Source organism: Candidatus Pelagibacter sp. PS_02 (assembly GCF_059418065.1).
In genome coordinates this window covers 21,107-36,059 of the sequence record NZ_CM182079.1, presented here as the reverse complement: position 1 = coordinate 36,059, position 14,953 = coordinate 21,107, and the positions used below count along the sequence as shown (strand labels likewise).

Genomic DNA, 14,953 nt, shown 5'->3' with positions numbered 1-14,953 from the left:
TAGTGAAGATTAATTTAGTGCCGATTGAGCTTTTTGAACGATCGTTTTAAAGGCTTCTGGGCTATCGTATGCTATTTCAGCTAGTATTTTTCTATCTAACTTAATTCCACATTTAGTTAAACCATTAATAAATTTTGAATAAGTTATTCCTTCAGATCTAACACCTGCATTAATTCTTTGTATCCATAAAGATTTAAATTCTCTTTTTTTAGTTCTACGATCTCTGTATGCATATTGCATAGCTTTTTCCATAGCTTGCTTTGCAACTCTTATAGTGCTTTTTCTTCTGCCCCATTGACCTTTGACAGCTTTTAAAACTTTTTTATGTTTTGCGTGACTTGTTACGCCTCTTTTTACTCTAGCCATTTTATCCTCTTAAACTGTAAGGCATGTATGATTTAACTATTTTGCCATCTTGTTTTGACATAGCAGTCGTGCCTCTTAATTTTCTAATTTGTGAATTTGTTCTTTTTATCATACCATGTCTCTTTCCAGCTTGAGCCATCATAACTTTCCCTGTAGCTGAGATTTTAAATCTTTTTTTTGCTGAACTTTTAGTTTTTAATTTTGGCATAATTCTGCGGACTTATACAAATATTGGAATGGATTTACAACCTCTATTAAGCCTTATAAAGGCTGAATAACCATGATCATTTGCTTACCATCAAACTTTGGGTGCAATTCAACTTTGCCAATATCTTGCATATCAGCTTTTATTTTATCCATTAATTCTCTACCTAAGTGTGAGTGTTGTAGCTCTCTACCCTTAAATCGTATTGTAAATTTTACCTTGTCACCTTTTCCAATAAATTTTTTAGCATTTTTAACTTTAAAATCATAATCATGAGTTTCTGTAACTGGTCTCATTTTAATTTCTTTTAATAAAACTATTTTTTGTTTCTTTTTAGCAACATTTGCTTTTTTTTGAGCATCATATTTAAATTTACCCATATCAATAATTTTACATACAGGTGGTTTTGCGTTTGGAGCTATTTCAATTAAATCCAATCCTTGCTCTTTAGCCATTGATATAGCTTCATTAGTATTAATGATTCCTATATTTTCACCATCGCTTCCAATTACTTGAACCTCAGGTGAAGAAATTCTATTGTTAGATCTTGGACCTTTATCTTTAGTTCTTCTTTGAAAATAATTTTGTTTAAAATCTGCCACTTAGTTTGAGGATGCTTTGTTTAAAGCTGAGAAAGTTTCTAAGAATAAGTTTAATTCCATATTTTCTTGTTTGTTCGTATCCAATCTTCTAATCGTTACTGAGTTACTGTCAACTTCTTTTTTTCCACAAATCAGTAAAAGTGGTATTTTTGATAGTGAATGTTCTCTAATTTTATAATTTAAGTTATGGTTTTTTAAATCTACCTCAGAGCTTATGCCTGCATTATTAATTTTTTCATTTACTTCTTTTGCATAAGTATCAAATTCCTCTGAAATTGGAATTACAACAGCTTGTAAAGGAGCTATCCAAAATGGAAATTTGCCTGCATAATTTTCTATAAGAATTCCAATAAATCTTTCTAATGATCCAAATAACGCCCTGTGAAGCATTACAGGAATTTTTTTAGTTCCATCTTTATCAACAAAAGAAGCATCTAATCTTCCTGGTAAATTAAGGTCTACTTGTAAAGTTCCACATTGCCAATCCCTACCAATAGCATCTCGTAAAACAAATTCAATTTTTGGACCATAGAATGCTCCCTCTCCTTTATTAATTGTGTATTGAAGCTTTGAAGCTTTAACTGCATCTAATAAAGCTTTTTCAGCTTTGTCCCAAACATTATCATCACCAACTCTTAAGTCTGGTCTATCTGAGTATTTTAATATTACATCTTCAAATCCAAGATCTTTATAAATATCTAAAATTAAATTAGTAACAATCAAACATTCTGATGTAATTTGATCTTCTGTGCAAAAAATATGAGCATCATCTTGAGTAAAAGCTCTAACTCTTAAAAGTCCATGTAAAGCACCTGAAGGCTCATATCTATGTACTTTTCCAAATTCTGAAATTCTTAAAGGAAGATCTCGGTAACTTTTTAATCCTTGATTAAAAACTTGTACGTGACCTGGACAATTCATTGGTTTTATTGCAAATATTTTTTCATCTGGTGTTTGAGAAGTATACATATGCTCTCCATATTTTTCCCAGTGGCCAGATTTTTCCCAAAGAGATCTATCTAAAATTTCAGGAGTGTTCACTTCTTTGTAGCCAGCTTTTTCTTGTCTAGCTCTCATATATGCAACTAATTTTTGAAATAACTTCCAACCTTTTTCATGCCAAAATACTGATCCTGGACTTTCTTCCCTAAAGTGAAATAAGTCCATTTCTTTTCCAAGTTTTCTGTGGTCTCTTTTTTCTGCTTCTTCTATTCTTTTTAAATATTCATCTAAATCTTTTTGTGATGCCCAACTTGTTCCATAAATTCTTTGCAACATTTCATTATTTGAGTCACCTCTCCAATAAGCCCCTGATACCTTTGTTAATTTAAAGTACTTACCAATTTTTCCCGTTGAAGAAAGATGAGGGCCTCTGCATAAATCATGCCAGTCTCCATGAAAATATATAGAAACATCTTCACCCTGTGGAATACTTTCAATAATTTCAGCCTTGTATATTTCTCCTTTATCTTTGAAATGAGATATGGCTTTATCTCTTTTCCAAACTTCTCTTGTAGTTGGAACATCTCTATCAACGATTTCTTTCATTTTATTTTCAATTTTATTTAAATCATCTTCTGTAAAGGGTTCTTTTCTTGAAAAATCATAATAAAATCCATTTTCTATAATTGGACCAATGGTTACTTGCGTTCCCGGAAAGAGTTCTTGAACTGCCATTGCAGTTATATGGGCCGTATCATGACGAATAGTTTCTAAACCTTCTTTATCTTTTGAAGTAAAAATTTTAACTGAGCAATCCTCATCTATAACAAAACTTAAATCCTTAAGTTCTTCATTAACACTAATAATAGTTGCCTGCTTTGATAAAGATTTACTAATCTTTTCAGCAACCTCAAGTCCTGTTACTTTATTTGGAAATTCAATAGTGTTTCCATCTGGCAATGTTATTAATGGCATTTAATTTAATAATTTTTTGTATTCTGAATATGTAGAAAAACACATTTTTTCAACATTAAATTTTTTAATTATATTTTTTCTACCTTCTATACCAATAGATTTCAATCTAGATTCGTCTAATTGTAAGACTTCTATTATTTTTTTACTCAAAGCTTCTGCATTACCAGACTGAAATAAAAAACCTGTCACGTTATCAATAATAGTTTCGTTAGATCCCCCAATATCACTTGCTATTATTGGTTTTTCCATTGATTGAGCTTCAACTGCAACTCTTCCAAAAGCTTCAGGTTCTACTGAGGCTGAAACAACAATGTCTGATATTTTATAGGCTAACGGCATATTTTTACAATGTTCTATAAATTTTAACTGACTAGTTAGCCTATATTGCTCAGCCAATCTTTTAATTTTTTTGGTATAAATGTCTCTTCCTTGATCGCTGCCCAAAATAATAGCATTAAAAGACTCATACCCCAGTTCTTTATTAACAAGATTTAATGCCTCAATAAATGTCTCCTGACCTTTCCAAGCAGTTAACCGACCTGGCATTAGGATCGTTTTTTTATTTCTATCAACATCCCAATCTGAAATAAGTCTGTTTTCTTCACTGTCTAAAATTGTTGATAATTCAAAATAATCGACATTAATTCCCCTAAAAATTACCAAGAATTTTTTTTTTAAATCTAAATATTTTGGATAATTTTGATTAATATGTGAAAAAATAAAATTTGATCCTGCTATTATTAAATCTGATCTAACCATTACTGAATTATAGAATTTTTTAATTGAGTTTTTAAAATTATAGGTACCATGAAAAGTTGTAACAAACTTTCTTCTTGTAATTTTTGTTGCAAACAAACAAGACCAAGCTGGAGCACGACTTCTTGCATGAACAATAGATATATTATTTAGTAAAATAATAAAAATCAAAGCTATTGAATTAAAGAGCATTAAAAATGGATTTTTACTATGGACGGGAAGTTTTATTACTTTTACTTTTTTTTTATCAATAAATTTTAATAACTCTCCTCCACTAGTTACTATATAAGAGCTACAATTATTTTCTGGTAAATAGTGTGCAAGATCGTAACAGCCTGTTTCCGCACCCCCATATCCAAGTTTAGGAATTACTTGCAGTACTTTTAATTCTGAAGACATTTGATAGAACTATATATTAAGAATTAATTCTAATAAACTTATATGAATAAATTTAAATATATTAAGGTGCTTAATAACAGGCAAATAAGATACTTAAGTAAGGATTATAGAGATAATCTTTATATTGTTTTTTTACATGGTTTTATGTCAAGCATTGAAGGTGAAAAACCTCAGGCAATACTAAAATTTGCAAAAAAAAATAAGCTTGGTTTTCTTGCTCTTGAATATTCTGGTCATGGAAAATCTTCAGGAAAATTTACCAAGGGAAATATCACACAATGGTCAAAAGAAGTTAAAATAGTAATAAAAAAAATAGTTAAAAAAAACAAATTTATCTTAGTTGGTTCAAGTATGGGAGCGTGGCTCTCCTTAAATCAATTTAAATATTTTAAAGATCAAATTAAAGGTTTTTTAGGAATTGGTTCTGCTCCAGAGTTTTTACAAAACCTAATGTGGAAAAAATTTACAAAAAAAATGAAAAATGAAACTATAAAGAAAGGAATTTATAACTTAAAACATGGTAATTATGAGTATCCAATCACTTATCAGTTAATAAAAGATGGTAGAAAAAATAAAATCTTGAATAAAAACATTAAATCCAAAATCAATGTAACTATGATTCATGGAAGTAAAGATGAAGTTGTTCCAACAAGTTATTCTAGAAAAGTTCTTAAGTTATTTACTAAAGCTAATAAAAAATTAGTGATAATAAAAAATGGTGATCACAGCTTATCAAGTAAACGAGGTTTAAAAAAAATACTCTTAGAGCTAAATAAAATTACAACTAATATGGTTTAATCCTTCGATATAGCTTGGAAATTTTAAATTATAATCAAAATAACTTTTCATCTTTTTGTTGCTAACTTTTTTAGACTCATTATAAAAATTTTTCAACATCTCACTTTTAATTTGGTCAACTTCAATTTTTTCGATATTTTCAATATTTAATATCTTTGCTCCAAATAAAGTAACCTCTTCAGATGTAGAGGGTTTATCATCAGATAGATTGTATATTTCTCCTGACTTAAATTTTGATAAAGATTTAAATAATATATTTGAAATATCATCTACATGAATTCTAGAAAAAAAATGATTTTTTTTGTTGATCAATTTCACACCTCCTGATTTTAGACGTATTAAAATATTTTTTTCATTAGAATAAATTCCAGATAACCTAAATATCTGAATTGGTATTTTCTTATTTTTTTCTAGAGAAAACCATGCATTTTCAGCTTTCAATCTTGCTATACCATTATTTGAAATTGGGTTTGTTTTGCTATTTTCATTAACCCACTCTCCCTTATGATCACCATAAATACTAGTCGCTGATAAGTATGTTATCCATTTTACTTTAGAATTTTCTATAAATTTAGAAAAATTTTTTATAACTAAATCTTCTTGATTTTCTGGTGGTATAGAAACTAAGATATGATCTGCTTCTTTTAATTTTACAACTAAATTTTGATCAAATTTTTCGCTATTAAATAGATAGCTATTATAATTAATACCATTGAATGTTTTTTTTGAAGACTCACTTCTAGAGGTTGCTGACAAATTGATATTATACTGCTCAACACTAAGCTTCTTTATAAAATTTTTTGCTACTTGGCCAAAACCAAAACAAAAAATATTTATATCCTTCATTTTAACTAACTTCTTTTATAATAGATTTTAAACTTATTGGGTTTTTTAGCTTATCAATCATTTCTTTTGGACAAACTTGAATAAAATTAGAAATTTCTCTATCAAAATTTTCTATAATCTTTTTAGAAAAATCTGAATTTGTCTCCTGATGATGCTCTTGAACTAAATTTTTTAAATAAGTTATCCAATAATCTGTTTCTGGCGTTTGCCATACTACAGTCTCTGGGTTTACTTTTTTATAAAATTTCTTATTTATATCGTAAATAAACGCCATTCCGCCAGTCATTCCAGCTCCAAAATTGTCTCCTACATCGCCTAGAATTACAACTGTACCACCAGTCATATATTCACAAGCATTAGAATCGCATCCTTCAATAACTGAAATTGATCCTGAGTTTCTTACAGCATATCTTTCTCCAGCTTGACCTGCTGCAAAAAGTTTTCCAGATGTTGCTCCATACAAAACTGTATTTCCTATTATGGTATTCTCATGTGAAACTAGATTACTTTCGTCTGGAAGTTTAACTACGACTGTTGCGCCTGATAAACCTTTGCCAACATAATCATTAGCATCACCTTTTAAAATAAGTTTTAAGCCTTTTATTGCAAATGCACCAAATGACTGTCCAGCTGATCCTTTAAACTTTAAAGATAAAAAGCCATCTTCTAGTTTTTCAGATCCATATTTTTCATAAAGATGATTAGAAATTCTTGTTCCAACTGTCCTATGAGTATTTTTAATAATATATTCCTTTTCAATAATTTTTACTTTTCCAATTTGTTCTTTAATTTCAGGTAAAATTTCTTGATCCAAAGTATCTGGAACAGAATTTATTTCTGGAACTGTACAGTATCTTGTGTTCTCACCAGCATCTGTTTGAACAAATAAAGGATTTAGATCTAAATCATCTAAGTTTGGTGAAGCTTTACTTACCTGTCTTAATAAATCAGTTCTACCAATTATTTCATTTAATGATTTAAATCCTATTTGTGCTAAAATTTCTCTTACTTCCTCAGCTATAAATTTAAATAAATTGACTACCTTTTCTGGCGTACCAGAAAATTTTTCTCTTAGTTTTTCATCTTGAGTACAAACTCCAACTGGACATGTGTTTGAGTGACACTGTCTAACCATTATACATCCCATGGCTACTAAAGCTGTAGTAGCTACTCCATATTCTTCTGCTCCCATCATGGCTGCAATAATAACATCTCTTCCTGTTTTAATTCCACCATCTGTTCTTAGAGTAACTTTATGCCTTAAATTATTTAAAGTTAAAACTTGATTAGCTTCAGTTAATCCCATCTCCCAAGGTATCCCCACATATTTAACACTTGTTTGTGGTGTAGCTCCTGTTCCTCCATTATGTCCAGAAATTAAAATTATATCTGCTTTAGCTTTAGCTACTCCAGCTGCGATTGTTCCTATCCCAGAAGATGCTACTAATTTTACACCAACTCTTGCTTTTGGATTGGCTTGTTTAAGATCGTAAATTAATTGAGCTAAATCCTCGATAGAATAAATATCATGGTGAGGTGGTGGTGATATTAGGGTTACACCCGGAGTTGAATGTCTTAATTTGGCAATTTCTTCTGTAACTTTAAACCCTGGTAATTGACCTCCCTCACCAGGTTTTGCTCCTTGTGCAATTTTAATCTCTATTTCGTTACAGTTATTTAGATATTTAAGTGTTACTCCAAATCTTGCTGAGGCTATTTGCTTAACTCTAGAATTAGCACTATCTCCGTTTTCCATCTTAATAAATCTTTTTTCATCTTCTCCACCTTCACCACTACAAGAGGCTCCTTTAATTCTATTCATTCCTATAGCTAATGTTTCGTGTGCTTCTTTCGATAATGCGCCATGAGACATACTTCCACTTCCAAATCTTGTTAAAATATTTTCGATTGGTTCTACTTCTGAAATATCTAAGGATGGGTTTAAATTTTTATCTCTAAATCCAATCAAGTCTCTAAGGTGTATAGGAGGAAGATTATAAATACCTTCTGCATATTTTTTATAAGCTTCAAAAGAATTTGATGAAACTGCACTTTGCAAAAGATGAATGAGCTTACCTTGATATTGATGAGTTTCACCATCCTTTCTATATCTATAAATTCCTCCAATTGGTAAAACTGCATCCGTTCCTTCAAATGCTTCTTTGTGAATAGTTCTTAATTTTTTTTCTATTCCATTTAACCCTATGCCTGAAATCTTTGATAAAATTCCTGGAAAGTATTCTGATGCTACTGTTCTACTCAAACCAACTGTTTCGAAATTACATCCACCTCTATAAGAGCTTATGACCGAAATTCCCATTTTTGACATTATTTTCAGAAGTCCATAATTTACCGATTGTATATATCTAGCTATGCATTCATCGTACTCAAACTTTCCAAATAATTTTTTTTCAAACCTTTGATATAAACTATCCATTGCTAAATAAGGATTAACAGTAGTTGCTCCAACACCTATAAGTGTTGCAAATGAATGCGTGTCTAATGCTTCTCCAGTTTGAGCATTGATTGATGCATAGCCTCTTAATTTTTTTTTAATAAGATAAGTATTTATTGCACCAACACATAATAGCATTGGGATGGGTAATCTTTTTTCAGAAATATTTTTATCACTTAAAACTAATTGCGTAAGGCCTTGTCGAACTGCAATTTCAGACTCTTTTCTAATTCTCTCAATAGAAGTTTCAAGATTTTCACTTTTATCAAAAGTACAATCAATTGTTATTGATTTTTCCCCAAAAAAATTAATAAATTTTTCTAATTGAGAATTTGATAATATGGGGCTGTCTAAAACGTATATGTTTTCTTCTGTTAAATTAGTGAAATCTAAAATATTTCCAAGATTACCAAAACGAGTTTTTAAACTCATAACCTTGTTTTCTCTTAAAGAATCAATTGGTGGATTTGTAACTTGACTAAAATTTTGTCTAAAAAAATGGTAAAGCGGTCTATAACGGTCAGACAATACTGCAAGTGGAGTGTCATCACCCATAGAACCAATGGCTTCTTTTGCATCTTCTGCCATCGGATGAAGAATAAGCTCCAGATCTTCTAAACTATAACCAAATGTATGTTGTCTTTTTTTTAGCTCATCACCTGAAAAAGTAGATTTTTCATTCTTTATTGGGAATTTCTTTTCTAAATCAATTATTTGATTGTTAAAATGTTTAAACTCTTTTGCTAGATAGTCTTTTATTTCAACATTAGAAAATACTTTACCTTTAGCTATTCTAACTCCAAGAATTTCTCCAGGTCCTAATCTACCCTTTTTAAGAATTTGCTTCTCATCGATTTCAACCATTCCCGTTTCTGATCCTGCACACAATATTTTATCTTTTGAAATAGTATATCTCATTGGGCGTAACCCATTTCTATCAGCAGCTACTATAGCCCATTCATTATCAGTAGCTGCAATAGCAGCTGGTCCATCCCATGGCTCCATTGTACTATTTAAAAAATTAAATAGTTGTTGGTGATCTTTTGATAATGTTTGACTTTTTTTAGACCATGCATCTGGAATTAACATTAATTTTGCAAGGGGTGCTGATTGGCCAGAAATATTTAAAAGTTCAAAAACACTATCTAGCGCAGCAGAGTCTGATGATCCTGGTTGTATAACTGGTTTTAAATTTTCCATATTATCAAATAATGGACTATTCATTTCTTGCTCATGAATTTTCATCCAGTTTGTATTTCCTTTGAATGTATTTATTTCTCCATTATGAGCTAATGCTCTAAAAGGTTGTGCCAGATCCCAACTAGGTGCTGTGTTTGTTGAAAATCTTTGATGAAATATTGCAAATCGAGATATAAACCTCTCATCCTTTAAATCTAAATAAAAATCTGCAATAGACTCCGCTAAAAACATGCCCTTATAAATAACTGACTTAGAACTTATTGAACAAATATAAAAACCTTCTATCGCATCTTTAATAGCTTCTTTTTCAATTTTTCTTCTTGATTCATAAATTTTTCTTTCTAACTCTTTTTCTGTTAAATCTTTATTATTATGTTTAAATAATACTTGAGTAATTTCTGGTCTTGTAAGATTTGCCTTTTCACCTAAAACTTTTGGATTTACTGGAACCTGTCTCCATCCATAAATACTAAAATTACTTTTTGTTAATTCACTTTCAACTAAAGTTCTTGCATTTTCTTGTGCTTGATAATTGTTTCTGGGTAAAAAAATCATACCCACACAAATTTCTGAACCATCATGGTCATGACCTGTGATTTCTATCTTTTCAGCAAAGAAGTCTGAGGGAATTTCTAAATGGATTCCAGCTCCATCACCTGTTTTTCCATCAGCATCAACTGCTCCTCTGTGCCAAACCGCTTTTAGGGCATTAATTCCATATTCTACTACTTTCCTTGATTTTTTACCTTCTGTAGAAGCAATTAACCCTACTCCACAAGCGTCATGCTCCATTTCTTTAGAATAAACATGACCATCCTCAAGAATTTTAAGATTTTTTTTATAATTTTTCATTAAGCAACCTTCTCTTTACTGAGTTCTTTGGTCTCTAAAAAATTTTTTATTGATACTGCTACATCTCTTCCGTCTTTTATGGCCCAGACAACTAAAGATGCACCCCTAATAATATCTCCAGCTGCAAACACACCTGGTAAATTTGTCTCCATAGTATCAAAATTGGTTTTTAATGTTCCCCATTTAGTAACTTGTAGATCCTCAGAACCAAATAGTTTTGGTAAATTTTCTGGATCAAAACCAAGAGCCTTAATTACTATGTCTGCCTTAATATTAAAGTGAGAATTATTCTGAATTTCTGGTTTACGTCTTCCACTGTCATCAGGTTCCCCAAGTTTGATCTTATCCACTATCAAACCTTCAACTTTATTTGTTCCAATAAATTCTTTGGGACTAGATAGCCATACAAACTCTACTCCCTCTTCCTCTGCATTGGCTACCTCTCTTGCAGATCCAGGCATATTTTCTTTGTCTCTCCTGTAAAGACATTTAACTGATTTTGCTTTTTGTCTGATTGAAGTTCTAACACAGTCCATTGCAGTGTCACCTCCTCCAATTACTACAATATTTTTTCCTTCAGCATTTAAAGTTCCATTATCAAATAATTCTACTTTGTCTCCTAATCCTTTTTTATTTGAAGCTGTTAAAAATTCCATGGCTGGAAATATATTTCCTAAATCTTTTCCTGGAAGATCTATTTCTCGAGCTTTATAAACTCCAGTTGCAATTAAAAGAGCATCATGTTTTTTTCTTAATTGCTCTAATGTAGCATCTTTTCCAACTTCAAAATTTTGAACAAATTTAATTCCACCTTCTTCTAATAATTTGGTTCTTCTCTCTACAACAAATTTTTCTAATTTAAAATTTGGAATGCCATAAATCATTAAACCACCAGCTCTATCATATCGATCGTATACTGTAATTTGATAACCTGACTTACGTAACTGCTCCGCAGCAGCTAGACCAGCTGGGCCTGCTCCTATAATTCCAATACTTTGACTCTTTTCATTTTTAACCTTTATTGGATTTACCCATCCTTGTTCCCAAGCATTATCAGTAATATACTTCTCAACTGAACCTATAGTTACAGTTCCATGTCCAGATTGTTCAATTACACAATTTCCTTCACACAATCTATCTTGTGGACATATTCTTCCACACACCTCTGGCATGTTGTTAGTGCTTTGAGATAATTCGTAAGCCTCTTTTAATCGTCCTTCTGCGGTTAATTTTAGCCAATCTGGAATATTATTACTTAATGGACAATGGACCTGGCAAAAAGGAACTCCACATTGAGAACACCTGCTAGATTGTTCGCTTGCTTTATCGTTAATAAATTCCTTATAAATTTCATTAAAGTCTTCTTTTCTATTTCCAACTTCTCTTTTAGGTGGAGTTTGTTGACCTATTTTAACAAATTTAAGCATATTTTCTGACATATTTAACCCTCAATAAATTTAGCATATATCAAGGTTTTATGTAATAAAAGACAAACAAGGTCAGCATATATGACCTTAAATTTGAAATAAATCCAATTAAATCTTAATATTTTAATTTATGCATATCTAATATGTTAAAATGGAATTGTTTAAATTATTGAATATTTAAGCTACGAAGCATTAAATGTTCTCAAATATTATTGAAATTATAATCTTATCAATAGTTCAGGGAATATCAGAATTTTTACCAATTAGTTCATCAGCTCACTTGAATATTGTTGAGATAATATTTGAGTTTAATTCTAACTCACTAATGATTGATGTTAGTCTCCATCTTGGCTCTTTACTTGCAATAGTCTTTTATTTTAGAAGAGAGTTATTGGACCTTAGAAATAATCAGAAGTTATTATCTTTATTAATTATTGGCTCAATACCAATTGTAATAGCTGGCTACGTAATCAGCTCCACAGGTCTAGTTAACCTATTAGAAAACAATTTAAAGATAATCGCTTGGACAACATTAATTTTTGGAATTATCTTATATCTCGCAGATAAAAGTAAATTTGATAAAAAAATATCATCTAATTTAAATTTTAAAACAATACTATATATTGGTTTGTTCCAAATACTTGCTTTAATACCTGGTGTGAGTAGGGCAGGTATTACAATAACGGCTGCAAGACTTTTTAGATTTAATAGATTTGATTCAAGTAAAATTTCTTTTTTACTAGCTATACCTGCTATAGCTGGAGCAAGTGTGCTACAGTTAAAAAATGCCATTGGTCAAAGCTTTGAGCTTAACTATCTTGTACTAATATCAATCACTCTTTCTTTTTTATTTTCTTATTTTACAGTTAAGTTTTTCCTAGATTATATAAACAAATTTTCTTTGAATGTTTTTGTTATTTACAGAATAATTATTTCAATAATTCTGTTTATAATAATATATAATTAATTTTTTTTTAATATTGGTGCTAATTGTGAAAACAAAACACCAAATAAAATAAATAAACATCCAAATAAATTATTTATATCTAAAATTTGATCTAATAAAATCCAAGCAGCAATTGTCGCAAAAACACCCTCTAAAGAAAAGATTATTGCTGAGGGAGCAGGGGATATATTTTTTTGTGCATATATTTGTAAAACAAATGCAAGACCTCCAGACAAAATTCCAGCATATAAGATTTGAAATTTTTCTTTAAGAATATTGGACCAAATAAAATCTTCAAAAATTAATCCTATAATTAATGATAGCGAGGAAACAATTAAAGTTTGAATCGCACCAATTGTTAATGGAAGATTATATTTTTCTATAATTTTGCCAGTAAAAATAATGTGTGTACTCCAGAAAAATGCGCCTATTATTATAAGTGCATCACCATTTCTAACTGTTGCGCTATAAAAATTAGTTAACAAATAACCTCCCATCACACAAAGAAGAACAGAAGGCCAAATACTCCAGTGAATTGGCTTTTTATACATGAAAAAAATTATAAACGGAACCATTGGCACATAAAAAATCGTAAAGAATGCAGCATTAGCAACATCTGTATAGAGTAAAGCTACTTGTTGAAGTGCTGATCCCAAAAATAAAGATAGGCCTATTAAAATAGCCAAGTTGATAAATTCTTTTTGATTTTTTTGTACTGATTTTGATATTTTTTTTCTTTCAAAAATAAAAGCTAATGGAGCTACTACTAAAAAACCAACAAAAAACCTGACAGCATTAAAAGTGAAAGGGCCAATGTCGTCCATTCCAGTATCTTGAGCTATAAAAGTCGTTCCCCATATGAATGTACATAATAATGCACAAAATAATGATGATGTTTTTGACATTAATATCTATACAGCTAATTTATAAGCAAAATTTTTGCCTAAATTTTCTTTTAGATCATTATTAAATCTAGCTGCTTCAGCTCCATCAATTATTCTGTGATCATATGATAAAGAAAGCGGTAGCATTGTTCTTGTTTCAAATTTCCCATTAATAAAAATTTGTTTTTTTTGTGCCTTGCCTACTCCTAATATAGCAACTTCTGGATAATTTATTATTGGTGTAAAGAATGAACCTCCAATTCCTCCAAGACTCGTAATAGTCATAGATCCTCCAAAAAATTCTTTCTTATCTATTTTTAAATTTCTACATTGGTCACTTACTATTTTCAATTCATTGCTAATATATGAGATGCTTTTATTGTCAGCATTTCTAATTTTTGGCACCATTAAACCATGTGGAGTATCCACTGCAATCCCAACATGAAAATAGTTTTTCATTGTAATTTTTCCATTTTCAATATCATCTATTGAAGAGTTGAAACTAGGAAACTTTTTTAAAGATGCAACTAAAGCTTTAACAATAAAAGCTAATGGAGTAATTTTTTTTCTTTCCCCTGTATACATGTCAGTAAGTGAAGTTCTAAAATCTTCCATTTCAGTTATATCTGCTTCATCATGATTTGTGACATGAGGTATTGTAGTCCAAGAATTAACTAAATATGTAGAGGCTAATTTTTTAACTCTAGGCATATCTTTAACTTCAATTTCACCAAAATCAGAATGAGAATATTCACTAACAATTTTTTTTGGTTGAACTTCGGTCTTATCTGGAGCTTTATTAATTCTAGAGGATATAAAATTTTTTACATCATCTTCCACAATTCTTCCCTGTCTTTCACTACCAACTATTTCATTAATATTAACCCCAAGTTCTCTAGCAAATTTACGTACTTTTGGGCTTGCAGATGAAATTTCTGAATTATCTTTTTTTATTGTATTTTGTGCTGGATTGACTTTTGCAATTTTTTCTACTTGATTTTGATTTGTAACTTGTTCTGCTTCTTTAATAGTTTTTTGTTCTATTTTTTTTTCTTCTTCTCCAGACTGTTCTATAGTTAATATTAAATCACCTTCTGAAACCCTATCTCCCACTTTAATTTTAACAGACTTAACCTTTCCATCAAAAGAAGCTGGTATTTCAACACTAGATTTGTCACTCTCAATTGTAATAAGTGGATCATTTTTAGAAACTGACTGGCCATTTGAAACTAGCACCTCAATTACCTCAACGTCTTTAAATTCACCAATATTTGGTACTTTAATCTCTTTATCTGACATC

General features: G+C 30.2%; 12 protein-coding genes. 2 read left to right on the top strand and 10 right to left on the bottom strand.

Annotated elements, in window-relative coordinates; all coding sequences use genetic code 11:
• Positions 1 to 9: 9 nt before the first annotated feature.
• From rplT to AC5SL4_RS00150, 5 genes are read right to left on the bottom strand one after another with little or no spacing between them, the layout of a single operon-like run.
• Positions 10 to 366 carry a 50S ribosomal protein L20 gene (rplT, locus tag AC5SL4_RS00170; protein ID WP_006997461.1) on the bottom strand — a complete coding sequence of 119 codons (357 nt, stop codon included), beginning with the start codon at positions 364 to 366 and terminating at the stop codon, positions 10 to 12.
• Position 367: 1 nt separating this feature from the next.
• Positions 368 to 574: a 50S ribosomal protein L35 gene (rpmI, locus tag AC5SL4_RS00165; RefSeq protein ID WP_006997462.1), complete on the bottom strand. Its 207-nt coding sequence runs from the start codon at positions 572 to 574 to the stop codon at positions 368 to 370.
• 53 nt (positions 575 to 627) lie between these two features.
• Positions 628 to 1,173 (bottom strand): translation initiation factor IF-3, encoded by a 546-nt coding sequence (gene infC / locus AC5SL4_RS00160; RefSeq protein ID WP_006997463.1) that lies wholly within the window; start codon positions 1,171 to 1,173, stop codon positions 628 to 630.
• Entirely contained in the window at positions 1,174 to 3,090 is a 1,917-nt protein-coding gene (thrS, locus tag AC5SL4_RS00155) for a threonine--tRNA ligase (protein WP_006997464.1), read from the bottom strand.
• Positions 3,091 to 4,245, bottom strand: coding sequence for a glycosyltransferase family 4 protein (locus tag AC5SL4_RS00150; protein WP_018413764.1), 1,155 nt, complete (start codon positions 4,243 to 4,245; stop codon positions 3,091 to 3,093).
• A gap of 42 nt (positions 4,246 to 4,287) precedes the next feature.
• Here AC5SL4_RS00150 and AC5SL4_RS00145 point away from each other — a divergent pair, with 42 nt between their 5' ends.
• A complete protein-coding gene (locus AC5SL4_RS00145; protein WP_494587343.1) occupies positions 4,288 to 5,043 on the top strand; it encodes an alpha/beta hydrolase in 756 nt (251 codons plus the stop codon).
• Here the strand turns inward: AC5SL4_RS00145 and AC5SL4_RS00140 are convergent.
• From AC5SL4_RS00140 to AC5SL4_RS00130, 3 genes are read right to left on the bottom strand one after another with little or no spacing between them, the layout of a single operon-like run.
• Positions 5,014 to 5,889, bottom strand: coding sequence for a Rossmann-fold NAD(P)-binding domain-containing protein (locus tag AC5SL4_RS00140; protein WP_271485607.1), 876 nt, complete (start codon positions 5,887 to 5,889; stop codon positions 5,014 to 5,016). The genes AC5SL4_RS00145 and AC5SL4_RS00140 overlap by 30 nt on opposite strands.
• Before the next feature lies 1 nt (position 5,890).
• Positions 5,891 to 10,396 (bottom strand): glutamate synthase large subunit, encoded by a 4,506-nt coding sequence (gene gltB / locus AC5SL4_RS00135; protein ID WP_494587342.1) that lies wholly within the window; start codon positions 10,394 to 10,396, stop codon positions 5,891 to 5,893.
• Positions 10,396 to 11,835: an NAD(P)-dependent oxidoreductase gene (locus AC5SL4_RS00130; RefSeq protein ID WP_011281706.1), complete on the bottom strand. Its 1,440-nt coding sequence runs from the start codon at positions 11,833 to 11,835 to the stop codon at positions 10,396 to 10,398. The genes gltB and AC5SL4_RS00130 overlap by 1 nt, the downstream gene beginning before the upstream one ends.
• A 184-nt stretch (positions 11,836 to 12,019) precedes the next feature.
• On the opposite strand from AC5SL4_RS00130, the gene AC5SL4_RS00125 reads away from it, so the two are divergent.
• The gene (locus tag AC5SL4_RS00125; RefSeq protein ID WP_011281705.1) at positions 12,020 to 12,790 is read left to right on the top strand and encodes an undecaprenyl-diphosphate phosphatase; all 771 of its coding nucleotides are present in this window, start codon (positions 12,020 to 12,022) and stop codon (positions 12,788 to 12,790) included.
• On the opposite strand, the gene AC5SL4_RS00120 is transcribed toward AC5SL4_RS00125, so the two are convergent.
• The gene (locus AC5SL4_RS00120; RefSeq protein ID WP_011281704.1) at positions 12,787 to 13,674 is read right to left on the bottom strand and encodes a DMT family transporter; all 888 of its coding nucleotides are present in this window, start codon (positions 13,672 to 13,674) and stop codon (positions 12,787 to 12,789) included. The genes AC5SL4_RS00125 and AC5SL4_RS00120 overlap by 4 nt on opposite strands.
• Positions 13,675 to 13,680: 6 nt before the next feature.
• Entirely contained in the window at positions 13,681 to 14,952 is a 1,272-nt protein-coding gene (locus AC5SL4_RS00115; protein WP_271580130.1) for a 2-oxo acid dehydrogenase subunit E2, read from the bottom strand.
• Between the last annotated feature and the right edge of the window lies 1 nt (position 14,953).